At 67.5% G+C, this 20,807-nt stretch carries 23 protein-coding genes; 9 read left to right on the top strand and 14 right to left on the bottom strand.

All coding sequences use genetic code 11. The features are described from left to right. Nucleotides 1-4 precede the first annotated feature (4 nt). From ACUXVX_RS00485 to ACUXVX_RS00475, 3 genes are read right to left on the bottom strand one after another with little or no spacing between them, the layout of a single operon-like run. Nucleotides 5-835 carry a carbon-nitrogen hydrolase family protein gene (locus tag ACUXVX_RS00485; RefSeq protein WP_446309912.1) on the bottom strand — a complete coding sequence of 277 codons (831 nt, stop codon included), beginning with the start codon at nucleotides 833-835 and terminating at the stop codon, nucleotides 5-7. Next, entirely contained in the window at nucleotides 835-1,095 is a 261-nt protein-coding gene (gene grxC, locus ACUXVX_RS00480) for a glutaredoxin 3 (RefSeq protein WP_222471566.1), read from the bottom strand. Before grxC ends, ACUXVX_RS00485 begins: the two co-directional genes overlap by 1 nt. 28 nt (nucleotides 1,096-1,123) lie before the next feature. Beyond that, entirely contained in the window at nucleotides 1,124-1,849 is a 726-nt protein-coding gene (locus tag ACUXVX_RS00475) for a ComF family protein (RefSeq protein ID WP_446309911.1), read from the bottom strand. A 29-nt stretch (nucleotides 1,850-1,878) separates the two neighbouring features. Here ACUXVX_RS00475 and ACUXVX_RS00470 point away from each other — a divergent pair, with 29 nt between their 5' ends. Both ACUXVX_RS00470 and hemH read left to right on the top strand, forming a co-directional pair. Beyond that, nucleotides 1,879-2,703, top strand: coding sequence for an SAM-dependent methyltransferase (locus ACUXVX_RS00470; protein ID WP_446309910.1), 825 nt, complete (start codon nucleotides 1,879-1,881; stop codon nucleotides 2,701-2,703). A 60-nt stretch (nucleotides 2,704-2,763) separates the two neighbouring features. Then, entirely contained in the window at nucleotides 2,764-3,780 is a 1,017-nt protein-coding gene (gene hemH, locus ACUXVX_RS00465; RefSeq protein WP_446309909.1) for a ferrochelatase, read from the top strand. Nucleotides 3,781-3,813: 33 nt separating this feature from the next. On the opposite strand, the gene pyrC is transcribed toward hemH, so the two are convergent. The 7 genes from pyrC to ACUXVX_RS00430 all read right to left on the bottom strand — a co-directional run bounded on the left by pyrC (nucleotide 3,814) and on the right by ACUXVX_RS00430 (nucleotide 9,189). Next, nucleotides 3,814-5,091, bottom strand: a complete 1,278-nt coding sequence (pyrC, locus tag ACUXVX_RS00460; protein WP_446309908.1) for a dihydroorotase — start codon at nucleotides 5,089-5,091, stop codon at nucleotides 3,814-3,816. A 65-nt stretch (nucleotides 5,092-5,156) separates the two neighbouring features. Next, nucleotides 5,157-5,720 (bottom strand): aspartate carbamoyltransferase catalytic subunit, encoded by a 564-nt coding sequence (locus ACUXVX_RS00455; protein ID WP_446309907.1) that lies wholly within the window; start codon nucleotides 5,718-5,720, stop codon nucleotides 5,157-5,159. Then, on the bottom strand, nucleotides 5,717-6,283 hold the full coding sequence (locus ACUXVX_RS00450; RefSeq protein WP_446309906.1) for an aspartate carbamoyltransferase catalytic subunit: 567 nt from the start codon (nucleotides 6,281-6,283) through the stop codon (nucleotides 5,717-5,719). The genes ACUXVX_RS00455 and ACUXVX_RS00450 overlap by 4 nt, the downstream gene beginning before the upstream one ends. Further along, nucleotides 6,280-6,831 (bottom strand): hypothetical protein, encoded by a 552-nt coding sequence (locus tag ACUXVX_RS00445; protein ID WP_446309905.1) that lies wholly within the window; start codon nucleotides 6,829-6,831, stop codon nucleotides 6,280-6,282. The genes ACUXVX_RS00450 and ACUXVX_RS00445 overlap by 4 nt, the downstream gene beginning before the upstream one ends. Beyond that, entirely contained in the window at nucleotides 6,828-7,280 is a 453-nt protein-coding gene (locus tag ACUXVX_RS00440; protein WP_446309904.1) for a hypothetical protein, read from the bottom strand. The genes ACUXVX_RS00445 and ACUXVX_RS00440 overlap by 4 nt, the downstream gene beginning before the upstream one ends. Then, nucleotides 7,277-8,251 (bottom strand): DUF4268 domain-containing protein, encoded by a 975-nt coding sequence (locus ACUXVX_RS00435; RefSeq protein WP_446309903.1) that lies wholly within the window; start codon nucleotides 8,249-8,251, stop codon nucleotides 7,277-7,279. Before ACUXVX_RS00435 ends, ACUXVX_RS00440 begins: the two co-directional genes overlap by 4 nt. Continuing rightward, complete coding sequence (locus ACUXVX_RS00430) at nucleotides 8,248-9,189, bottom strand: aspartate carbamoyltransferase catalytic subunit (RefSeq protein WP_446309902.1); 942 nt, start codon at nucleotides 9,187-9,189, stop codon at nucleotides 8,248-8,250. Before ACUXVX_RS00430 ends, ACUXVX_RS00435 begins: the two co-directional genes overlap by 4 nt. Nucleotides 9,190-9,262: 73 nt before the next feature. Between ACUXVX_RS00430 and ACUXVX_RS00425 the strand changes: the two genes are divergently transcribed. The 4 genes from ACUXVX_RS00425 to ACUXVX_RS00410 all read left to right on the top strand — a co-directional run bounded on the left by ACUXVX_RS00425 (nucleotide 9,263) and on the right by ACUXVX_RS00410 (nucleotide 15,595). Continuing rightward, nucleotides 9,263-10,045 (top strand): uracil-DNA glycosylase, encoded by a 783-nt coding sequence (locus ACUXVX_RS00425; RefSeq protein WP_446309901.1) that lies wholly within the window; start codon nucleotides 9,263-9,265, stop codon nucleotides 10,043-10,045. Then, nucleotides 10,042-10,572: a molybdenum cofactor biosynthesis protein B gene (gene moaB / locus ACUXVX_RS00420; RefSeq protein WP_446309900.1), complete on the top strand. Its 531-nt coding sequence runs from the start codon at nucleotides 10,042-10,044 to the stop codon at nucleotides 10,570-10,572. Before ACUXVX_RS00425 ends, moaB begins: the two co-directional genes overlap by 4 nt. Before the next feature lie 150 nt (nucleotides 10,573-10,722). Then, nucleotides 10,723-12,192: an efflux RND transporter periplasmic adaptor subunit gene (locus ACUXVX_RS00415; RefSeq protein WP_446309899.1), complete on the top strand. Its 1,470-nt coding sequence runs from the start codon at nucleotides 10,723-10,725 to the stop codon at nucleotides 12,190-12,192. A gap of 13 nt (nucleotides 12,193-12,205) precedes the next feature. Beyond that, complete coding sequence (locus ACUXVX_RS00410) at nucleotides 12,206-15,595, top strand: efflux RND transporter permease subunit (RefSeq protein WP_446309898.1); 3,390 nt, start codon at nucleotides 12,206-12,208, stop codon at nucleotides 15,593-15,595. Between the two features lie 51 nt (nucleotides 15,596-15,646). Here ACUXVX_RS00410 and ACUXVX_RS00405 read toward each other — a convergent pair whose 3' ends face one another. Continuing rightward, on the bottom strand, nucleotides 15,647-17,203 hold the full coding sequence (locus ACUXVX_RS00405; protein ID WP_446309897.1) for an ABC-F family ATP-binding cassette domain-containing protein: 1,557 nt from the start codon (nucleotides 17,201-17,203) through the stop codon (nucleotides 15,647-15,649). Nucleotides 17,204-17,338: 135 nt separating this feature from the next. Next, nucleotides 17,339-18,151, bottom strand: a complete 813-nt coding sequence (locus ACUXVX_RS00400; protein ID WP_446309896.1) for a protein-disulfide reductase DsbD domain-containing protein — start codon at nucleotides 18,149-18,151, stop codon at nucleotides 17,339-17,341. Between the two features lie 124 nt (nucleotides 18,152-18,275). Here ACUXVX_RS00400 and ACUXVX_RS00395 point away from each other — a divergent pair, with 124 nt between their 5' ends. From ACUXVX_RS00395 to ACUXVX_RS00385, 3 genes are all read left to right on the top strand, one after another. Further along, a complete protein-coding gene (locus ACUXVX_RS00395) occupies nucleotides 18,276-18,866 on the top strand; it encodes a YqgE/AlgH family protein (RefSeq protein WP_446309895.1) in 591 nt (196 codons plus the stop codon). A 108-nt stretch (nucleotides 18,867-18,974) separates the two neighbouring features. After that, entirely contained in the window at nucleotides 18,975-19,109 is a 135-nt protein-coding gene (locus ACUXVX_RS00390; RefSeq protein ID WP_222471582.1) for an aa3-type cytochrome c oxidase subunit IV, read from the top strand. Nucleotides 19,110-19,160: 51 nt separating this feature from the next. After that, a complete protein-coding gene (locus ACUXVX_RS00385) occupies nucleotides 19,161-19,766 on the top strand; it encodes a hypothetical protein (protein WP_446309894.1) in 606 nt (201 codons plus the stop codon). A gap of 7 nt (nucleotides 19,767-19,773) precedes the next feature. On the opposite strand, the gene ACUXVX_RS00380 is transcribed toward ACUXVX_RS00385, so the two are convergent. Together ACUXVX_RS00380 and ACUXVX_RS00375 are read right to left on the bottom strand one after the other, a co-directional pair. Beyond that, nucleotides 19,774-20,097 carry an AzlD domain-containing protein gene (locus ACUXVX_RS00380; protein ID WP_446309893.1) on the bottom strand — a complete coding sequence of 108 codons (324 nt, stop codon included), beginning with the start codon at nucleotides 20,095-20,097 and terminating at the stop codon, nucleotides 19,774-19,776. Continuing rightward, nucleotides 20,094-20,807 (bottom strand): AzlC family ABC transporter permease, encoded by a 714-nt coding sequence (locus ACUXVX_RS00375; RefSeq protein WP_446309892.1) that lies wholly within the window; start codon nucleotides 20,805-20,807, stop codon nucleotides 20,094-20,096. The genes ACUXVX_RS00380 and ACUXVX_RS00375 overlap by 4 nt, the downstream gene beginning before the upstream one ends.

Genomic DNA, 20,807 nt, shown 5'->3' with positions numbered 1-20,807 from the left:
AGGGTCAGGGGCCTTCGAAAGGGCGATCATGGGTCAGTGCGGGGATCTTACGGCGCGCATCGTCCACATGTGACAGGTCGAGGTCAACTGTGATCACACCCGGAGCGGTGCCGCCATCGGCCAGAACCTCGCCCCAGGGCGACACCACGAGGCTGTGCCCGTGGCTGCTGCGGGTGCGGCCCTCGGTGGCGCTGTGGGTGCCGCATTGGGCGGGGGCGAGCACGAAGCAGCCCGTCTCGATGGCGCGGGCCTGCAGCAGCGGCTGCCAATGGGCTGGGCCGGTGCCGGGCGAGAAGGCGGCGGGCACGGTGATGATCTGCGCCCCGGCCTTGGCGAGGCCGCGATGGAGGTGGGGGAAGCGGACATCGTAGCAGATGGTCAGTCCGATCTTGGCAAGCGGCGTTTCGGCCAGAACAGAGACGTTTCCGGGCCTGTAGCCTGCGCTTTCACGGTAGGTTTCGGTCTCCGATACCTGCACGTCGAACATGTGGATCTTGTCGTAGCGTGCGAGGATGTCGCCTGCAGGGCCGATCAGGAAGCTGCGGTTGGCGAAGCGGCCATCGGCGTCTCCGGTCTTGAGGCCGATGGAACCGAGCAGGAGGTGCCTGCCGTGCCGCGCGGCGGCCTCGCGGAAGGCGGCGAGGGTCGGGTCGTCCGCCTCTGGCTTCAGCACCGCCATCTGGCGGGCGCGGCTGGCGGAGACGCAGTTGGTGACCTCGGGCGTGCAGATCAGCTCGGCCCCCTCCCCCACGGCCTGCTCGATCATGGGCAGAACCGTATCGAGGTTGGCTGCCGGGTCGTCGGAGCTGGTGAGCTGGAGGAGGGCGGCGCGCATCAGGCGGCGAGCATCGGGTCGAGCTTGCCGGCACTTTCGAGCGCGAAGAGATCATCGCTGCCGCCGACGTGGGTTTCGCCGATGAAGATTTGCGGCACGGTGTGGCGCCCGCCGGCACGGTCCATCATCTCTGAGCGGCGGCCGGGCTCCTCGAAGAGGTCGATCTCGGTGAATTCGACGCCTTTCTCGGTCAGCAGGCGCTTGGCTCTAATGCAAAAACCGCAGATCGGCGTGGTGTAGATTTCGATGGGGGTGGGCATGGCTGGTCCTTTCGGGTTCCGGCCATACTTAGGTGTCCTTGACCGTTCGTGCCAGTGTGACAACCCGCACCTCGGTGGCGCCGGAGGCAAGGCAGGCCTCGGTGCAGGCGGCCAGCGTCGCGCCGGAGGTCATGACATCATCGACCAGCAGCACCTTGCGGGCCGCCATGCGATGGCGGCGTTTGGGGTGGGGGCGAATGGCCTCGGCCATGTTGGCAAAGCGGGCCGCCGCGCCGAGCCCCTCCTGCCGGGGCGTGGCGCGGGCACGGATGAGCAAATCGGGGCAGAACGGCGCCTCGAACGCGCGGGCGAGGGCGCGGGCGAGCAGGGCGGATTGGTTGTAGCGGCGTTTGAAGAGGCGCAGCCAGTGGAGCGGCACCGGCGCGATGAGCATGCCCGGCTCGTGCAGCGGCGCGGCGGCGCGGGCGAGCCAGGGTGCGACGGCGTGGGCGAGATCGGCCCGGTCGTGGCCCTTGAGCGCCAGCACCAGCCGCCGACCGTTGCCGCGGTAGAGCATGGCCGCCGCGCCGCGAGCCCAGGGCCGGGCGATGGCAAGGCAGTCGTCGCAGGTGAGATCGGGCGCGTCGTCGGGGTCGTCATCGCCGGGAAGGGGGGCGCCGCAGAGGTGGCAGGTGAGGCCGGAGATGAAGGCGGTGTCGCGCCAGCAGGTGGCACAGAGCCCGGCATCGGAGCCTGTCACCTCGCCGCAGGAGAGGCATTGGTTGGGGTAGATCGCTTGCAGTAACCGTTGCATCGGCCCGCGCCCTCCGAGATAAGCCGCTCATGGCCCAGCCGCCCAGACTGACCGACCGCAAGGCCCTTGCCCGCAATCGCCTCCGCGCCCGCCGCGACGCGCTGTTCCTGCACGCGCAGGCCATCGATGAGATCAAGGAAAGACTCAGCGAGGTTAACAGAACCTTTACAGCGCCCTGCGTTGTGACCGGTTTTCCGCAAATCTGGGGCGAGGCCTTCCCCGAGGCGAAGGTGATCGGCGACGATGAGGTGCTGGGGATCGACGAGGGTGCACATGACCTCGTGATCCACGGCATGGCGCTGCACTGGGCCTCCGACCCTGTGGGGCAGCTGGTGCAGGCGCGGCGCGGGCTGGCGCCGGATGGGCTGTTCATTGGGGCGATGCTGGGCGGCGAGACGCTGGCAGGGCTGCGGGCGGCGCTGGCAGAGGCCGAGGCGGCGGAGACTGGCGGACTCAGCCCGAGGGTGCTGCCGATGGGCGAGATCCGTGACCTCGGTGCGCTGCTCCAGCGGGCGGGCCTTGTGCTGCCGGTGGCCGATGCGCTGCCGCTGGATGTGAGTTATTCGGGCGGTCTGGCGCTGATGCGCGACCTGCGGGCGATGGGCGAGGCCAATGCGATGGAGGCCCGGCTGCGGGTGCCAACGCGGCGGGCGGTGTTGCTGCGCGCGGCTGCTCTCCTGGAGGCGGGTGCGGCGGCGGATGGGCGCATTCGGGCCGAGTTCGAGACTGTTTTCCTTACCGGGTGGTCGCCCGGCCCGAACCAGCCGCAGCCACTGCGCCCCGGTTCGGCCACCGCCCGGCTGGCCGATGCGCTGGGCACCGAGGAGCGCGGCGAGGACGGTGGGAAGAGGTGACGCATTGACCCTTGCGCCGGGGGCACTAAGCCTAGGCAAACCCAAACGCGAGGACAGCCCGTGAGCCACCTGCCGCCCGACCATCCGCCCGTGAAGCCCCGCAAGGTGGGCGTTCTGATCGCCAATCTCGGCACGCCGGACAGCCCCGGCTATTGGGACATGCGGCGCTATCTGAACGAGTTTTTGAGCGACAAGCGGGTGATCGATTATCCGGCATGGAAATGGCAGCCGATCCTCAAGGGGATCATCCTGACCAAGCGGCCCTTCAGTAGCGGTAAGAATTACGAGCTGATTTGGGACAAGGCCAAGGACATGTCGCCGCTGATGGTGATCACCATCGCGCAGACCGAGGCGCTGCGCACGCGCTTGGAGCAGCAGTATGGCGACAGGGTGATGGTCGACTTCTGCATGCGCTACGGCAACCCCTCGACCGAGAGCAAGGTCCGCGAGATGGTGGCAGCGGGCTGCGACAAGATCGTGTTCTTCCCGCTCTATCCGCAATACGCGGGGCCGACGACAGCGACGGCGAATGACCAGTTCTTCCGGGCGCTGATGAAGGAGAAGTGGCAACCGGCGGTGCGGACGGTGCCGGCCTACTTTGACCGGGAGAGCTATATCGACGCGCTGGCGGCCTCGGTGGCGGAGGGCATGGGCGATGCGGAGCTGCTCGTGTGCAGCTACCACGGGATGCCGAAGCGCTACCTGATGGAGGGTGACCCCTACCACTGCCAGTGCCAGAAGACGACGCGGCTGCTGCGGCAACGGCTCGGGCTGCCGGAGGAGAAGGTGATCACCACGTTCCAGAGCCAGTTTGGCCCGGAAGACTGGCTGCGCCCCTACACGGTGGAAGAGGTCGCCGCGCGGGCGAAGGCGGGGGTGAAGAAGATCGCCGTTGTGGCCCCGGCGTTCAGTGCCGATTGCATCGAGACGCTGGAGGAGATCGAAGGCGAGATCCGCGAGAGCTTTGAGCACGCGGGGGGCGAGGAGTTTACGTACATTCCTTGCCTCAATGAGCGGCCCGATCATATCGAGGCGCTGGCTGATGCGATCGGGGAGAGCCTGTTGGGCTGGGTTTAATCCCGGCTCCGGTGGATCGGGACAAGCTCTGACCTACTGGTGGACGCGCTTTCCGGCGACCCAAGTGCCCAAAACGCGGCCCTCCATCCGGGCGCCGTCGAAGGGGGTGTTCTTGGACTTGGAGCGCAGGTTGCTGCGATCGAGTTGGAAGGGCGCGGAGGGGTCGAAGAGCACAAGATCGGCGGGAGCGCCTTTGGCGAGGCGGCCGGAGGGCAGCCTGAGGCGGTTGGCCGGGTTCAGCGCGAGGGCGCGGAAGAGCTGGGGCAGCGACAGCGCACCGGAGTGGTAGAGCCGCATGGCGGCGGGCAACAGGGTTTCGAGCGCGACCGCGCCGGAGGCGGCCTCTTCGAAGGGCAGGCGTTTGCTCTCTTCGTCCTGCGGGGTGTGCATTGACGAGATCACGTCAATCAGGCCGGAGCCGACTGCCTCGACCATCGCCAGACGGTCCTCCTCGTCACGCAGCGGCGGCTTAAGCTTGAAGAAGGTGCGATACTCGGAGAGGTCGTTCACGTTGAGCGTGAGATGATGGATCGAGACGCCTGCGGTGATGTCGAAGCCGTTGGCCTTGGCCCGCTCCAGCGGCGGCAGTGCGCGGGCGGCGGAGAGCTGGTCGAAGTGGTAGCGCGCGCCGGTCATCTCGACCATCGCGATATCGCGGTCCACACCCATGCGCTCGGCCATCGGGCTGACGGCGGGCAGGCCCATCAGGGTCGCCAGTTTGCCGGAGGTCGCGGCGGCACCCTTTGACAGGGTCGGTTCCTGCGGGTGGCCCACCACCAGCGCATCCAGCTCGCGGGCATAGGAGAGGGCGCGGGCGAGCACCTTGGTGTCGGCCACCACCTTGTCCCCGTCCGAAAAGGCCAGCGCGCCAGCGTCCTTCAGGAAGGACAGCTCGGCCATTTCGCGGCCTTCGCGGTTTTTCGTCAGCGTTGCCATGGCGCGGATAGTCACAGGTGCGGCCTCGGCAGCGCGGCGGGTGACGAACTCCAGCGTCTCGGGGCTGTCGATCGCGGGGAGGGTATCGGGGCGCATGATGATAGTGGTCACACCGCCCGCCGCAGCCGCCGCGCCTGCGGATTTGAACGATTCCTTGTGGCGCTCGCCCGGTTCGCAGATCTTCACGCCGATGTCGACAATCCCCGGTGCCAGCACCTTGCCACCGCCGTCAACCACCTCGGTCCCCTCGGGCGCCGCCATCGGCCCCGTGGCCAGATCGGCGATCACGCCGTCCTTCACCAGCAGGTGGCCCGGTGCCTCGGTCAGCGCCTCGGGGTCGATCAGGGTGACGTTGGTGAAGAATGTGCAGGTCATGGAGCTTCCTTAAGGGCGTTTTCCATCGGTGCAAAGACCGGGGCTGCCAGGGAGGTGCTGGCCGCTCATTTCACCTCCCCCACCGCCTTGCGGGCAAGCCCCATCACCCGCCCGCCGTCTTCGATCAACTCGAAGCCGATGCGTTTGGTGTAGGTGCGGTTGAACCCGTTCTTGTTGCGGCGGGTGAACTGTTGGGAGGCGATCCACAGCGTATCGCCCTGTGCGGTCTGCTCCAATTCCAGCCGGTCGGTCAGCGGGTAGCTCTTGAGCTTGCGATTGCCGAAGACCTCGGTGGCGATGAAGCCGCGCTTGTTGGTCAGGGTGTAGTTGGTGTGCCGCCGCACGTAGGCGCGCCAGAAGTATTTGCCGAACACCATGTAGAGGCCGATGGCGAGGAAGGGCAGGCCGAAGAGCGGGAAGATCTGGAAGACGAAGGGCGCGTTGGAGGGCGGGCGCATGGAGGAGGCCATCGAGATCCAGAACACCGCGAAGCCGGCGAAGAACAGGCCGAAGAGGCTCTCGAAGGCGTCCTTGGAGCGGACGACGACTCCACCGTTCGGGCGGCCCTGCCAGAGGATCTCTTCATCGTCGTCGAGGATCCCTTCCCAGCCCGGGGGATGTTTGCTCATGGCGTGACCTCCTTGTCTTGCGTCTCACGCTCCGCCAGGGCGGCGCGGGCGAGTGCGATCACCTTGCGGCCATTTTCGATCTGCTCGAAGCCGATCTTGCGGACCGGGCTATGGCGCCTGCTGCCCAGCTTTTCGCGGGCGAACCAGATGTCATCGCCGCGGCGCCCCGGTTCCAGCTCGATCTGCGGGGTGATCGCGTAGCTCTTCAGCTCCTTCATGCCCAGCGGGTCAGTCGCGATGATGCCCCGGCGATTGGTCAGCGTGTAGAAGGTTTTGCGGCGCAGGAAGACGCGCCACGGGTACTTGAGCACGGTCTTGTAGAGGCCGATTGCGAGGAACAGGGGCGCGACCAGCAGGAAGACGCCGGGCGTGCCGAGCCGCCCGAAGCCGTCGGCGCCAGCATTGATCAGCCAGAGCACCGGAACGGCGGTGAAGCCGAGGCCAAAGAGACTCTCTGGCAGGTCGCCTTCGCGGAGCTTCATCCCCCGCCCGGGCCGCCCCTGCCAGAGTATGCGCTCCCCCCGTTCGAGGATGCCCTGCCAGCCCGGAGGTGTGCTGCTCATGGCCGCCCCCGGATAGCGTGCAGCGCGGCCTCGGCCAGTTTGGCCTCCGCCCCGGTCAGGCCATGAAAGCCGGTGGGGCGGGGGCGGATGGTGCGGGGCTGGCCGGAGGCATCCTGCACCGTTCGCGGTGCGGGGAAGTGGAAGATGAGATCCCAGCCGTGTTTGCCCCGGTCGTGGCGCTCGATTTTTCCCTTTGCGGTGATCCGGTGGCGGATCAGGTTGCCGCTACCCACCAGCACCAGCGCGCGGCTTTCGCTGACCCCGTAGCGCACCCGCCGGGCCACCCGCTTGCCCCAGTAGGGCGCGAAGAGGGCGAAGACTGCGAAGAGCGTGGCGGAAAGCAGGAGAAAGGTGAGCCAGAAGCCGAAGGCTCCCTCCATTTCATCCATGTGCGCCAGTCCGATCAGCAGGAAGAAGGCGAAGGTCAGGAGCGATAGCCAGCCGAAGGCAGCGATGACCTTGTAGGCGCCGCCAAGCCGGATGTGAGCGGGTTTGCCCTGCCAGAGCAGGGTTTCGCCGGGCGCGAGGTGGGCTTCAATTCCGGTCATGCGGATGCCCCATGCGTGGCGCGGGCCGTGGTGATCGCCCCGGCCATCGCGCGCGGGCGGGGGATGTAGCGGGCGATCAGGCTGCGGCCATCGGTGCGGGTGATCCGCACGCCGCCGAAGAGGGTGGGTTTGGCGGCGCTGATTTCATGCAGCATCAGGTCTGTGGCCTCCCCGGTGCCATCGTGGAGACGCAGCCTGTCGTGCAGCAGCTCCCAGCGCTCGCGGCGGTGGCGCATCCAGCGCAGGTGATCGTCAAAGACGAAGCCCCAGAGCAGTGGGCTGAGAAAGAGGGTGACAAGCAGGGTGAGCCAGAAGGTCAGCGGATCAGCCTCGCGCAGGCCGGTGGGCAGCAGTGCGTAGGCCAGCGAAGTCAGCAGGCCGACGAGGAAGAAACGGAGGAGGAAGTTCCGGAAGGAGGGGGTCCAACTTGCCGGGGGTACCACGCTCACAGCGCCTTCACCGGGTCGTGGAAGGCAAGATAGAGGTCGCGCAACCGGTCGTAGAGCCATTCGTGCTGCTCGGGCCAGCGGGATTGGTCCGTGGGGTCTTCGTTGTGTTTGTAGGCGCACACACGTTTTACTACCCCGGAGAGTTCTTCCCACGAGAGCTTGTAGCCGAGCTCCTCCTCAATGTCCTCGCGCTGCTGCAGCAGAGCAAAAAACCACTCTTTCGACCGTGGCGTTGAAAGGGCAAGTTCAGCTTTTATCCAGCGCTCTTGGCTATTCGCCGTGGCGATCAGCTCAAAGCCCGAACGCCCGATGGCAAAGCCAGTCCAGTGCTGCGGAAGAGGCTTTCGCGGTCGCAATGGTAGATCGTCCGAGGCCTCGGAGCGGCCAAGGAAGTGCTCGCGGAAAGTCGCCCAGAATTCCATGTAGAGCTGCTGCAAGCCGGTGAGCGGGCCGCGAGCCTCGGCGCGCTTGCTCTCTTCGGCCATCCGCGCCCAGTCGTCCGGCTCGACCACCACGTTGAAGCGGGGCGCAATGGGGCTGTTGTCTATGCGCCAAAGCTCCAGTTCGACGGCGAAGAAGCGGTGGTCGTCGGCGGTGATCGAGTTCAGCCAGGTCATAGCCGTGCGGTGCTCTTCGCGCAGGTGCTCGCAGATCAGCACCACGGTTGCCGCCTTGAGGCCGCTGGCATAGGTGAGCAGCTTGCCGAAGTGGTCGTGGTCGGAGTGGCCATACTGGTTTTCGATAAGCACCGTGGCCTCTCCGGCCTGATTGAGATCGCGGCAGACGATATCGGCGCGATACTTGCCTACGGGGACCTCTGTGGCCTCCAGCTCCAGCCCTTCCGAGCCCATCCCGAGTGCTTCGGACAGGAGGGGGAGCTGGCTTGCGAGCCAAGGGGTGAAGTCCTGTGCCTCGTTCGGCCAGGTGCCACGAATATCGCGAATACGGTGGAAGGTGCCGAGCTCCGTCATGCCGCGCGGGCCGCCTTGAGGTTGCGGGCCAGCAGGTCCATTGCGGCCATGCGGACGGCGACGCCCATTTCGACCTGTTCAGTGATGACCGAGCGGGTGGGGTCATCGGCGGTGGCGCTGTCGATCTCCACGCCGCGGTTCATCGGGCCGGGGTGCATGACGATGGCATCGGGCGCGGCGTGGGCGAGTTTCTCGGCGTCGAGGCCGTAGCGGTGGAAATACTCGCGCTCGGAGGGGATGAAGCCGCCATCCATTCGCTCGCGCTGGAGGCGGAGCATCATCACCACATCGGCGCCCTTCAGGCCCTCGGCCATGTCATGCGTCACTTCGCAGCCCAGCTCGCGGAAGGCGGAGGGCATCAGCGTGGGCGGGCCGACGAGGCGAACGCGGGCCTCCATCCGGTTCAGCAGCATGATGTTGGACCGCGCCACGCGGCTGTGGGCGACATCGCCGCAGATTGCGACGGTCAAGCGGTGCAGCCGGCCCTTGTGGCGGCGGATGGTCAGCGCGTCGAGCAGGGCCTGGGTGGGGTGCTCGTGGCGGCCATCGCCCGCGTTGAGGACGGCGCAATTGACCTTTTGCGCCAGCAGGTCGACCGCACCGGAATGCGGGTGGCGAACCACCAGGAGGTCGGGGTGCATGGCGTTGAGGGTGAGCGCGGTGTCGAGCAGGGTTTCGCCCTTTTTGATCGAGCTGGCCTGCATGGCCATGTTCATCACATCGGCCCCCAGCCGCTTGCCGGCCAACTCGAAGCTGGCTTGGGTGCGGGTGGAGTTCTCGAAGAACATGTTGATCTGTGTGAGCCCGCGCAGGGCATCGCCGTGCTTGTCGGGCGACGCATTCAGCGCAGCGTAATGCTCGGCAAGGTCAAGGATGGCGGTGATCTCGTCGGGGGCGAGGCTGGCGATGCCGAGGAGGTGCTTTGCGCGCAAGGTCATGATGGTCCCCCGAAAATTCGCGCCCATCTATAGCAGGCTCGCGTGGGGCGGCAACATGGGGTAAGCCTGCGGCATGGACGGGGAATTCAGCAGAGAGGCGATGCTCGCGGCGCTGGCCTGGCAGGTGGAGCTGGGCGCGGTGGATGCCATTGGCGAAGCGCCGGTGGACCGTTTCGAGGTAAAGCCGGAGCCGAAGGCGGCCCCTGCGGCGGCGAAGCCCGAGCCCCATGCGCCGGTGGTGGTGCCAGAGGTCGATGTGGTCGCCGAGGCCAGGGCCATGGCAGCGGCGGCCGGGAGCCTCGAGGCGCTGGCGGCGGCGCAGGAGGCCTTCCCTCATTGTGAGCTGAAGCGCGGCGCGCGGAATTTCGTTTTTGCCGATGGCCGGCCCGAGGCGCGGGTGATGGTGATCGGCGAGGGCCCGGGCGCGGAAGAGGATGCGCAGGGCAAGCCCTTCGTCGGGCGCTCCGGCCAGTTGCTGGACAGGATGTTTGCTGCCATCGGGCTGGCGCGCGATGCCGAGGACGCGGCGGCGGCGCTCTACATCACCAACGTGGTGCCATGGCGCCCGCCGCAGAACCGTGACCCGGAGCCGAAAGAGCTGGCGATGATGCGCCCCTTCGTGGAGCGGCATATCGAACTGGCTGCACCCGAGCTGATCGTGCTTATGGGCAACCCGGCCTGCGGGTCGCTCCTCGGCAAGCGGGGGATCACCCGGCTCCGTGGCAATTGGCAAGAGTTTGCGGGCGTTCCGGTGATGCCGATGTTCCACCCCTCCTTCCTGCTGCGGCGGGCGGAGATGAAGCGCCACGCATGGGCCGATTTGCTGACGGTAAAGGCGCGGCTGGAGACACCATGAGCGAGAGAGAATTCATCCCCGTGCGGATTGCGGTGCTGACGGTGAGCGACACCCGCAGCCTTGCGGAGGACCGCTCGGGGGATGTGCTGGCGGGCCGGATCGAGACGGCGGGGCATGTGCTGGCGGACCGGAAGATCTTGCCGGACGAGCGGGCGGAGATCGCGGCACAGCTCCGGGCATGGTGTGCGGATGCGGCGATTGACGTGGTGATCTCGACCGGCGGCACCGGGCTGACCGGCCGCGACGTGACGGTGGAGGCGCACCGGGAGGTGTACGAAAAGGAGATCGACGCCTTCGGCACGGTCTTCACCCATGTCTCGATGGCCAAGATCGGCACCAGCGCGGTGCAGTCGCGGGCCACCGGGGGTGTTGCGATGGGCACATATCTCTTTGCCCTGCCCGGCTCGCCCGGCGCCTGCAAGGACGCATGGGACGAGATCCTCGCAAAGCAGCTCGACTACCGCCACAAGCCCTGCAACTTCGTCGAGATCATGCCTCGGCTCGATGAGCACCTGCGGCGGAAGTAGGGGCGGATTGGCAGCGACTGTCACATTTTTTGCGCAATGGGCGAAAATAAAGTGACGGAAACCGCAAGGGGCTGCGTAACATCCTTGTGGCTTTGCCTGAATTCGGGTCAGGGCTAGGGTTTACGCGGCCTGTAACAACCGAGAGTCCGGATGAATTTTCTGCGTCGCTCCCTCGTGGGGCTGTTCCTTTTATCGGTCACGCTGGGGCTTCTGGCCGTGGCGGGGGCGAGCTTTTGGGGGGCGGTCGAAGAGCGGATGAACCGCGAGGCCGGGTCGCGGCCGGCGCGGGAGCGGGTGGCTGGCGTCAACGTGGTGGTGCTTGAGCCGGGTCGCGCGGTGCCGGTGATGACTGCCTTCGGCGAAGTGCTCAGCGAGCGCACGCTCGATATCCGCGCAGCCGTGGGCGGGCGGATCGTGGAGCTTTCGGAGGCTTTCACCGAGGGGGGCAGCGTGGAAGCGGGCGAGCTTCTGGCGCGGATCGACCCGGTAAACGCCGAAGCCGCGCTGGATAACGCCCGGACCGATGTGGCCGAGGCGGAGGCCGAGCTGGCCGATGCCGAGCGCGCGCTGGTGCTGGCGCGCGACGATCAGGCCGCCGCCGAGCGGCAGGCCGAGCTGCGCGCCCAGGCGCTGGTGCGTCAGGAGAGTCTGCGTGAGCGCGGCGTCGGCTCTGCCGCGGCGGTGGAAGAGGCGCAACTGGCCGCCGCCTCCGCCGATCAGGCGGTGCTCAGCAAGCGGCAGGCGGTGGCCTCGGCGCAGAGCAGGGTGGATGTGGGCCGCAACGGGGTGAGCCGGGCCAATATCGCGCTGGCCAATGCCGAGCGCGACCTTGCCGACCATGAAATTCGCGCAAGTTTCAGTGGCACGCTGGCCGATGTGGCGGTGGTCGAGGGCGGGCTGGTGGCGGCCAACGAGTTGATGGCCTCGCTGATCGATCCCGATGCGCTGGAGGTCTCCTTCCGGCTCAGCACGGCGCAATATGCCCGGCTGCTGGGCGAGGATGGGCGGCTGATTCCGGCGGCGATGCAGGTGCGGCTCGACGTTTCGGGCCTCGACCTCGTGGCCGAGGGGCGGCTGGACCGGGTGAGCGGCGCGGTGGGCGAAGGCCAGACCGGTCGGGTGATTTATGCAGATCTGACCGAGAGCGCAGGCTTCCGGCCCGGCGATTTTGTGACTGTCAGCATCGAGGAGCCAGCGTTGGAAGGTGTGGCCGTGGTGCCTGCCACGGCGGTGGATGCCGCAGGCACCGTGCTGGTGCTAAACGCCGAGGAACGGCTGGAATTGGCGCAGGTGGAAGTGCTGCGGCGGCAGGGCGACGAAATCATCATCCGGGCCGAGGGCCATGCGGGCGCCCTGATCGTGGCCGAGCGCAGCCCGCTGGTTGGCCCCGGCATTCGCGCCCGCGCGCTGGGCGATGCCGCCCCTGCGGCTGCTCCTGCCGAGCCGACCCGCGAGGAACTAGTGGAGCTGAGCCCGGAGCGCCGCGCCAAGCTCATCGCCTTCATCGAGGGCAACAACCGGATGCCCGCCGAGGCCAAGGAGCGCGTTCTGGCCCAGCTTTCGCAGGATCGCGTTCCGGCGGAGACGGTGGAGCGGATCGAAAGCCGGATGGGCGGGTAGGGGTAGGCAGGCAATGGCACGCAGCAAGCTCAGCACCCCGGCCCGCGCCACTGGCTTTCTGAGCTATTTCACCCGCCACAGGACGGCGGCCAACCTCGTGCTGGTGTTGATGATCGCGGCGGGTATTGCCGCCTTCCCGCGGATGCGGGCGCAGTTCTTCCCCGATATCGTGCTCGACTCGGTGCGCGTGAGCGTCACATGGGACGGCGCGGGCGCGGAGGATGTAGACAGCGGGATCGTCGCCGTGCTGGAGCCAGCGCTGCTGGCCGTGGACGGGGTGGAGGAGAGCGACAGCACCTCGCGCGAGGGCGGGGCGAGCATCAGGCTGGAGTTCGAGGCCAATTACGACATGGCGCGCGCGGCGGAAGACGTGCAGCAGGCCGTGGATGCCGTGACCAACCTGCCCGAAGAGGCCGACGATCCGGTTGTCACCCGCTCGGCGTGGCGCGACCGGGTGACCGATGTGATCATCACCGGCCCGGTCGGCGTGGAGCTGCTTGCGCGCTATGCCGACGAGTTCGTGGCCCGGCTCTTCGAGGCCGGGGTGACGCGCACCACGCTCAGGGGCGTGGCGGCGCCGGAGGTGATCATCGAGGTGCCCTCGGCGCAACTGATCAACAACGATATCACCATGCGCGAGATCGCCGATGCCATCGCCGCCGAGGCCGAGGCCGACCCGGCGGGCGATGTGAGCGGCGGCGCGGCACGGGTGCGAACGGGCGTGGCCAAGCGCAGCCCCGACCAGATTGCCGGAATTGTCCTGAAGCCCGACCTGACCATTGGCGACGTGGCGCAGATCAGGGTCGAGGGCGTCGACCGGGAGCGCACCTATTACGTTGGCCCCAACCCGGCTGTGAGCGTGCGGGTCGACCGCTCGGTGCAGGGCGATGCGATCCGGATTCAGGCCACGGTGGAGGAGGTTGCCGCCGATCTGGAGCGAACGTTGCCGGCGGGCGTGGAGATTGACCTGATCCGCACCCGCAGCGAGGCGATCGAGGGGCGGCTGAACATTCTGATCGAGAACGGGCTGATGGGCCTCGCGCTGGTGCTGGGCCTGCTGTTCCTGTTCCTCAACGCGCGGACGGCCTTCTGGGTGGCGATGGGCATCCCGGTTTCGATGTTCGCGGCCATCGCGATCATGTGGGCGGCCGGGCTGACGCTGAACATGATCTCGCTGTTTGCCCTGCTGATCACCCTTGGGATCGTGGTGGACGATGCCATCGTGGTTGGTGAGCATGCCGACTTCAGAGCGCGAAGGCTGGGGGAAGGGCCGTTTCAGGCTTCAGAAAACGCGGCGATCCGCATGTTCGGCCCGGTGTTCAGCGCCACGATCACCACCGTGATCGCCTTTGCCGGCCTGACGGTGATCGAGGGGCGGTTTGGCGAGATGATTGCCGATATTCCCTTTACCGTCATCACCGTGCTCATTGCCTCGCTGGTCGAATGCTTTGTGATCCTGCCCAACCACATGGCCCATGCCATTGCTGCCAACCAGAAAAAGGCGGCGTGGTATGACTGGCCGTCGCGGCAGTTCAACAAAGGGTTCTCATGGGTGCGCGACCATCTCTTCCGCGGGTTGATGCGCGGCGTGGTCTGGGCGCGGTATCCGGTGCTGGCGGCGGTGGTGGTGCTGCTTGCGGTGCAAGTGGGCGAGCTGGTGCGGGGCAACGTGCAATGGCGGTTCTTCTCCGCGCCGGAGGAAGGCCGGGTTGAGGGCAATTTTGCCATGGCGCCGGGCGCCGACCGGGCCGACACCATCGCCCAGATGCGGATGTTTCAGGCCGCCGTGGAGACCTTGGGCGAAAAGTATGAGGCTGAATACGGGCGCAACCCGGTGGCCTATGCGGTGGCCGAGATCGGCGGAAACACCGGGCGTGGCCTGAGCGGTGTGGATAACAAGGATGAAGACCTGCTCGGTTCTATCGCCATCGAGCTGATCGACCCCGACCTGCGGCCCTATTCCAGCTCGACCTTCGTGACCGAGTTGCAGGACAGCGTGGAGCGGCACCCGCTCTCGGAGGTCATCAGCTTTCGCGGCTGGCGCGGCGGGCCGGGCGGCGATGCGATTGACGTGCAGCTCTCGGGCGCCTCGGTGGGCCGCCTGAAGGAGGCCGCCGAGGCTCTGAAGCGGCAGCTCGCGCAGTTTGGCGAGGTCTCCGCGCTGGAAGACACGCTGAGCTATGACAAGGAAGAGCTGATCCTCGATCTCACGCCGCAGGGGCAGGAGCTGGGCTTCTCCATCGATGCGCTGGGCTCGGTCCTGCGCAACCGGCTGGGCGGGATCGAAGCGGCCACCTACCCGGACGGCCCGAGGAGCGCGGCGATCCGGGTGGAACTGCCGGATCGGGAACTGACTGCCGATTTCCTCGACCGCACGATGATGCGCACGCCGGAAGGGGCCTATGTGCCGCTGGCCGATATCGTGAAGGTGAGCCGCCAGACCGGCTTCTCGACCATCGACCGCGAGAACGGCATCCGGCTCGTGTCTGTCACCGGTGATCTGGATGACGGCAATGCCGCGCGGGCCTCGGAGATCATGCTTCAGGTGCAGGAAGTGATCCTGCCGGGGCTGGAGGAGGAGTTTGGCGTGGCGACCCAGATGAGCGGGCTGGCGGAGCAGGAGAACGAGTTTCTCTCCGACGCGCTGCTGGGCTTCGGGGCCTGCATGATCGGGATCTACCTTGTGCTGGCGTGGATCTTCTCCAGCTGGACGCGGCCCATGCTGATCATGGCGGTCATCCCCTTTGGCCTGATCGGGGCGATCTGGGGGCACCAGATCTGGCAGTTGCCGCTGAGCATGTTCTCTGTCGTCGGGCTGATCGGGATGTCGGGGATCATCATCAACGACTCCATCGTTCTGGTGACGACGGTGGATGAGTACAGCCGAGAGCGCGGGCTGTTTCCGGCGATCATCGACGGCGCTTGCGACCGGCTGCGTCCGGTGCTGCTGACCACGCTGACCACGGTGATCGGCCTCGCGCCGCTGCTGTACGAGCCATCGAGCCAGGCGCAGTTCCTGAAGCCGACGGTGGTGACGCTGGTCTTCGGCCTCGGGTTCGGCATGGTGCTGGTGCTGCTGGTGGTGCCCTCGTTGCTGGCGATGCAGCAGGACGTGCGGCGGCAGTTTCAGGCGCTGCGCCGGGCCGGGCAGTTCAGGGGCGGTGCGCGGGGCGTGTCGGGCGTGGTGGCGCTGGTGGCGCTGGCCGTGGCGGCGTGGTTTGCCGCGACGCTGGGGTGGACGGTGGCGACAGGCGCGGTCTGGCCGGGGCTTGCGGTGCTGGTGCCAGCCAGCGGGCTTTCAGCGGCCTTGGGGCTGTTCTTGGCCGGTGCGCTGGCGCTGGTGGTGCTGGGCTTTGCACTGGGGGCGCTGGCGCTGCTGGCCGTGGGGCGCCGGGCGACCTGAGGGTTGTTCGTCGCTGTTGCGAGATGGCGACGAGTCAGGACAAGTCCCGACCTATAGGGGGATCTCTCTGTTTAGGCCGATGTTGGCGATGAAAGCCGTATCGTGGCTCGCCACCAGCAGGGCGCCGACGTAGCTGCGCAGGGCCGCTTCGAGCAGTTCCACGGTTTCGATATCGAGGTGGTTGGTCGGCTCGTCCAGAAGCAGCAAGGCGGGCGGGGTACCGCCGAGCGTGACGGCGAGCGCGGCGCGGAGCTTCTCGCCGCCGGAGAGGCGGGCGACCGGGGTTTCGGACGCTGCGCCGCGAAAGCCGTAGCGGGCGAGTAGCGCGTGCGCGGCGTTGGTTTCCATTTCAGGATGCAGGTTGCGTAGGTTGGCCAACAGGCTGCGGGCGGGGTCGAGATCGCCCGCGTGCTGGTCGAGCGTGGCGGTGGCGGGGGTCACCGCTAGGCGGCCCGATGCTGGTTGCACCAGCCCGCGCAGGGCGGCGATCAGGGTGCTTTTGCCTGCGCCGTTCGGCCCCGTGAGTGCCACGCGCTCGCCTGCGGCGAGATGGGCGGTAATCGGGCCGAGAGAGAAATCGCCCCGCGTAACTGTGAGCGCCTCGAGCCGCAGCACGGTGGCCCCGCCGCGCGTTGCCTCGGCCTCGATGGAGAGGGCGCGTGCGGGGCTGATGTGAGCTGCGGCGGCCTCCCGCGCGGCCTGTGCGGCGGCTTCGAGCCGCTCGGCGCGGCGGCGGTCGGTGCCTTGGGTCCGGCCTGCACGGTCAGCCATTGCATCGGTGAGCACCTTGGGCTGGGAGCCGGAGGCGCGCAGTTTCTTGCCGGCCTGCGCTCGTTGCGCCGCCTTCTCCCGCGCGGCCTGAAGCTCGCGGGAAACGCGGGCCTCCTCCCGCTTGGCGCGGTCCAGCGCCTCCGCTTCGCGGCTGCGGCGGGCATCGCGCTCGGCGAGGTGAGCCTGCCAGCCGCCGCCGGTGACGTGGATGCCCTGCGGTGTGATCTCGACGATCCGGTCCATCCGTTCCAGCAGCGCCCGGTCGTGGCTCGCCACAATCACGCCGCCGGGCCATGTGGCGATGATCTCTGCCACCAGCGTGCGGCCTTCAGCGTCGAGGTTGTTGGTCGGCTCGTCCATCAGCAGGATGTCGGGCGCGTCGAGCAGCAGGCGTGCGAGGCCGATGCGGGTGCGCTGGCCACCGGAGAGGGTGGCGAGGGCGCGCGAAGGATCGAGCCCAGGCAGGCCCGCGCGGGAGAGGGCATCGTCTATCCGGGCGGGCAGGTGCCAGTCGGCGCGGTCGAGATCGTCGGGCGCGGGCGTGCCGGCCTCGATCCGGGCAAGGCGGGCCAGCGGTTCGGCTTGGCCAAGGGCGGCGGCGACAGGTTGGGCGAGGTCGGGCCAGCTTTGAAGAAGCTGGCCGGCTGTCGCCTGACGGTCGATCTGGCCCGCGCCGGGCGTGCCGGAGGCGAGCAGGGCTAGCAGGGTGCTTTTGCCCGCGCCGTTCGGCCCGACAAGGCCGGTGCGTTCGGGGCCGAAGCTCAGGGTGAGGGGCGGGGTAAGGGCGGTGCCGTCAGGTGCGGTGAGCGGAACGGCGGAGAGGGAGATGGCGGGCATGAGAGACCTCGGAGCAAAGCGCGGGAAGGGCGATGGCTGCGAGGGTGTTGCTCATGACTCGGGTCTCCATTGGATGGCAGAGACGTAAGGGGCCTTGGCCTTTCGGTCAAGGAAAGGCGGGCTAGATTGCCCAGCCTAGGGGCTGGGGCAGCCTTGAATATCGATGGCGCGGCCCTCGCCCAGAAGCGTCACCCGTAGGGTCTTGCGCGAGAGCGCCATCGCCTGCCCGGTGGGGGGCACAAGGTCGGCGGAGGCCAGCAGGGTAGGGCCGTCACGACGTGTCTCTGTTTCGGAGGCCCAGATGCGCGGGTTGCCCGGCTCGATCACGGCCACGGTGCGCCCGCCGATGCGCTGCGACGGGATGCGGGCGGTGACGCGGACGCCATCGGAGATGGGATCGACCGCGCAGGTGACGCCCGTCAGACCGGCCTCGCGGGCCGAGAGCGGGCGGGCAGAGAGCGCGGCCTCGATCGCCGGGTCAGGGCGGCCCGCGCCGGAGAGGGTGGCACTGAAGGCGAGCGAGGCGGGCACGCAGATATGTTCGCAGACCCCAAGCTCGACATTGGCGGCCAGTTCTACCGGCGCGCCGGGCTTGGCGGGGGTGATCTCGATCGGCAGCACCAGCTCGCGCTTGTAGCCGATGGTGCGCACGCCGCCTTCGTCAAACACCCGCGGCGAGGGCCAGTGCAGGGTGACGCGGGCGAGGTTGCGGGAAGCGCCCCAATCGAAGCTGGGCGGGATGCCGGTTTCGCCAGGGGCGCGCCAATAGGTCTTCCACCCCGGGGCGAGAGTCAGGCGGAGAGCAGCCATGCGGGTGCCGCGCTTGGTGGTCCAGCCGGGCAGCACCTCGGCGCGCACGACCTCGCCCGGCGTGGCACCAAAGGTGCCAGCGTGGGCGGGGGCGAGGAGGGCGGCAAGCGCGAGAGCGACGGCAAGGAGGGCTTTCATGAGCGCGGAGAATAGGCGGGGCGCCGCTCCGGTGAAATCACGTTTGGGCGAGAGCGGTCGGAGCGTGGCGGATGGGCCGCACGGGCGGCTTGCGCCGCGCCCCGGCGCATTCCATCATGGCACCATGCCCGATGCACCGACTGAAGATCTGGACCTGACCGGCAAGCTGCTGATTGCCATGCCCGGCATGGGCGATCCGCGATTCGAGCGGGCGGTGATTTACATCTGCGCCTACTCGGACGAGGCGGCGATGGGCCTGATCGTGAACCGCACCGCCGAAGACCTGACCTTTCAGGACCTGCTCAAGCAGCTCGACATCGCCAGCGGGATCGAGCTGGCCCCGAGCCGCGCCCGTACCCCGATTTACGTGGGCGGGCCGGTGGAGCATGGGCGGGGATTCGTGCTGCATTCGACCGACTACCGCAGCGAAGGGGCCACGCTGGAGGTGAGCCTGAGCTTTGGCATGACCGCGACGGTGGACATCCTGGAAGACATGGCGCGCGGCACCGGCCCGCGCGATGCGATTCTGGCGCTGGGCTATTCCGGCTGGGGGCCGGGACAGCTCGAGGGCGAGATCACCCGCAATGGGTGGCTCACATGCGATGCCACGCCAGAGATCGTCTTTGGCACGGGCAATGCCGACAAATGGACCAAGGCGCTCGATTCCCTCGGGGTCGACCCGCGCCTTCTGAGCGGCGACGCGGGCCACGCCTGAACCCCTCCCTAACACTGGCTGCGCCGATTTGCCCGGCGCACCGCATCTTTACCCCGGCAGGGTGTTTGCGCTATTGGCGGGATCGAAACGGAATTTCGGGAGAGACCCATGGCCGAGCACAAGCATGGCGAGATGGACATCAGCGCTCAGGAAAAGACCTTTGACGGGTTCATGAGCTTTGTCACCAAGTCGGTGGTGGTGATCCTCGTGTTCCTGGTCTTCCTCGCTCTGGTCAACGGCTGACGAGCGGCTAAACTCCCCCTGCGCGTGTAGCAGGGCTGGAGGCCGGATTTCATGAAGCATCTGTGGGTGGCGATTGTCCTGCCGCTGGTTCTGGCGGCCTGCGGGGGTGCGGAGCCTGTTTGGGCACCTGACGATCAGGTGGCGCGGGCGCGCTATAAACATCCGGCCCCGCCGTCGCTCACCCTTGTCACCGTCATCAACAACGAGAGCGAGGCCGGTGGCCATACCGGGCTGATCGTGAACGGCAGCGAGCGGGTGATCTGGGACCCGGCCGGGAGCTTCAAGAGCGAGCAGGTGCCCGAGCGCAATGACGTGGTGATCGGCGCGAACCCACGGGTCATGGCGTTTTATATCGACTACCACGCGCGTCCGGAATGGAGGGTGATCACCCAGGAGGTGCGGGTCAGCCCCGAGGTCGCACAGCGGGCGCTGGCGCTGGTGCAGAACAACGGCGCGGTGCCCAAGGCGCAATGCGCCAAGTCGACCACCGCGATCCTGCGGCAACTCCCCGGATTCGGGCATGTGAAACAGACGTGGTATCCGAAGAACGTGATGGAGGATTTCGCTCGCATCCCCGGCGTGAAAACCGAGGTCTTCCGCGATCCGGTGGAGGAAGAGGGCGGCTACGTGACGCCGAACCCGGAGTTCTACCGCTGAGGCGGGATCACAGCCCCAACGCCACGGCGCCGTAGAACACCGCCAGCCCGGCGAGCACGGCGAAGAGCAGCGATTTCATCCGCCAGCCGACGAGCACGGTGGCCGCTGCTGCCAGAAGGCGGGCCGGGTCAGTGACGCCATCGGTTGCGGCGGGCCATGCCAGCATGGGGGCCAAAAGGGCGGGCAGCACGGCGAAGGGCGTGTAGCGCAGGTAGCGCAGCAGGGCGGGCGGCAGCGGGCGGTCGCCGGTGAGGCCAATAAAGCTGAAGCGGATCAGGAAGGTCCCCACCGCCAGCACGGCGATGATGAGCCAGATCGGGTAGTCGTTCACTGCGGGGCCCTCCGTGCGATGGCCTTCTCGACCTCGGCGCCGGCCACCATGCCGAGCATCCCGGCGGCGATGACGCCGAGCGAGAACGGCAGCCAGGCCAGCAGCAGTGAGCCCACCAGCGCGGTGAAGGCGGCGGCCATATGGGCCACGGTGCGCAGCCCCGGCGCGACGATGGCCAGAAAGGCCAGCGGCACCGCCACATCGAGCGACCAGCTTTCGGGGATCGCCTGCCCCGCCAGTGCCCCGGCCAGCGTGCCGAGATACCACATCGGCGCGACAGGGGTGATGGTGCCGAGGAAGTAGGCGACTTTGGTGGCCACGTTCCACTGGGGCTTTTCTTCATACTTGAGCACCGACGCGGCATAGCTCTGATCGACCAGCAGGTAGCTGATCAGCGCCTTCTGCCACATCGGCGCGGTGCCGACGTGGGGCGCCATGGAGGCGGAGTACATTGCCATCCGGGCGTTCACCGCCAGCGCGGTGGCCAGCACGATCACGGTGGGCGCGTTGTCCTGCATCAGTTGCAGCGCGGTGATCTGCGCCCCGCCTGCGATGACCAGCACCGAAAAGCCCATCACTTCGACAAGGTTCAGCCCGGCCTCCATGCCGATCACACCGAAGATCGCGCCGAAGGGGATGACGACGATCAGGAAGGGCAGCCCGGCGCTGAAGCCGGAGACATAGGCTTTTTTCGGTGTGGTGGATGGCAT

This window comes from Vannielia sp. SX4 (assembly GCF_052828525.1).
The sequence above is the reverse complement of the archived record's forward strand: the minus strand, read 5'-3'. Positions and strand labels throughout refer to the sequence as shown.

What these genes read in the sequence shown, in the direction of transcription:
- ACUXVX_RS00485 (WP_446309912.1), bottom strand. Translation starts at nt 835, where the DNA reads ATGCGCGCCGCCCTCCTCCAGCTCACCAGCTCCGACGACCCGGCAGCC.
- grxC (WP_222471566.1), bottom strand. Translation starts at nt 1,095, where the DNA reads ATGCCCACCCCCATCGAAATCTACACCACGCCGATCTGCGGTTTTTGC.
- ACUXVX_RS00475 (WP_446309911.1), bottom strand. Translation starts at nt 1,849, where the DNA reads ATGCAACGGTTACTGCAAGCGATCTACCCCAACCAATGCCTCTCCTGC.
- ACUXVX_RS00470 (WP_446309910.1), top strand. Translation starts at nt 1,879, where the DNA reads ATGGCCCAGCCGCCCAGACTGACCGACCGCAAGGCCCTTGCCCGCAAT.
- pyrC (WP_446309908.1), bottom strand. Translation starts at nt 5,091, where the DNA reads ATGACCTGCACATTCTTCACCAACGTCACCCTGATCGACCCCGAGGCG.
- ACUXVX_RS00455 (WP_446309907.1), bottom strand. Translation starts at nt 5,720, where the DNA reads ATGAGCAAACATCCCCCGGGCTGGGAAGGGATCCTCGACGACGATGAA.
- ACUXVX_RS00450 (WP_446309906.1), bottom strand. Translation starts at nt 6,283, where the DNA reads ATGAGCAGCACACCTCCGGGCTGGCAGGGCATCCTCGAACGGGGGGAG.
- ACUXVX_RS00445 (WP_446309905.1), bottom strand. Translation starts at nt 6,831, where the DNA reads ATGACCGGAATTGAAGCCCACCTCGCGCCCGGCGAAACCCTGCTCTGG.
- ACUXVX_RS00435 (WP_446309903.1), bottom strand. Translation starts at nt 8,251, where the DNA reads ATGACGGAGCTCGGCACCTTCCACCGTATTCGCGATATTCGTGGCACC.
- ACUXVX_RS00430 (WP_446309902.1), bottom strand. Translation starts at nt 9,189, where the DNA reads ATGACCTTGCGCGCAAAGCACCTCCTCGGCATCGCCAGCCTCGCCCCC.
- ACUXVX_RS00425 (WP_446309901.1), top strand. Translation starts at nt 9,263, where the DNA reads ATGGACGGGGAATTCAGCAGAGAGGCGATGCTCGCGGCGCTGGCCTGG.
- moaB (WP_446309900.1), top strand. Translation starts at nt 10,042, where the DNA reads ATGAGCGAGAGAGAATTCATCCCCGTGCGGATTGCGGTGCTGACGGTG.
- ACUXVX_RS00415 (WP_446309899.1), top strand. Translation starts at nt 10,723, where the DNA reads ATGAATTTTCTGCGTCGCTCCCTCGTGGGGCTGTTCCTTTTATCGGTC.
- ACUXVX_RS00410 (WP_446309898.1), top strand. Translation starts at nt 12,206, where the DNA reads ATGGCACGCAGCAAGCTCAGCACCCCGGCCCGCGCCACTGGCTTTCTG.
- ACUXVX_RS00405 (WP_446309897.1), bottom strand. Translation starts at nt 17,203, where the DNA reads ATGCCCGCCATCTCCCTCTCCGCCGTTCCGCTCACCGCACCTGACGGC.
- ACUXVX_RS00400 (WP_446309896.1), bottom strand. Translation starts at nt 18,151, where the DNA reads ATGAAAGCCCTCCTTGCCGTCGCTCTCGCGCTTGCCGCCCTCCTCGCC.
- ACUXVX_RS00395 (WP_446309895.1), top strand. Translation starts at nt 18,276, where the DNA reads ATGCCCGATGCACCGACTGAAGATCTGGACCTGACCGGCAAGCTGCTG.
- ACUXVX_RS00390 (WP_222471582.1), top strand. Translation starts at nt 18,975, where the DNA reads ATGGCCGAGCACAAGCATGGCGAGATGGACATCAGCGCTCAGGAAAAG.
- ACUXVX_RS00385 (WP_446309894.1), top strand. Translation starts at nt 19,161, where the DNA reads ATGAAGCATCTGTGGGTGGCGATTGTCCTGCCGCTGGTTCTGGCGGCC.
- ACUXVX_RS00375 (WP_446309892.1), bottom strand. Translation starts at nt 20,807, where the DNA reads ATGCCATCCACCACACCGAAAAAAGCCTATGTCTCCGGCTTCAGCGCC.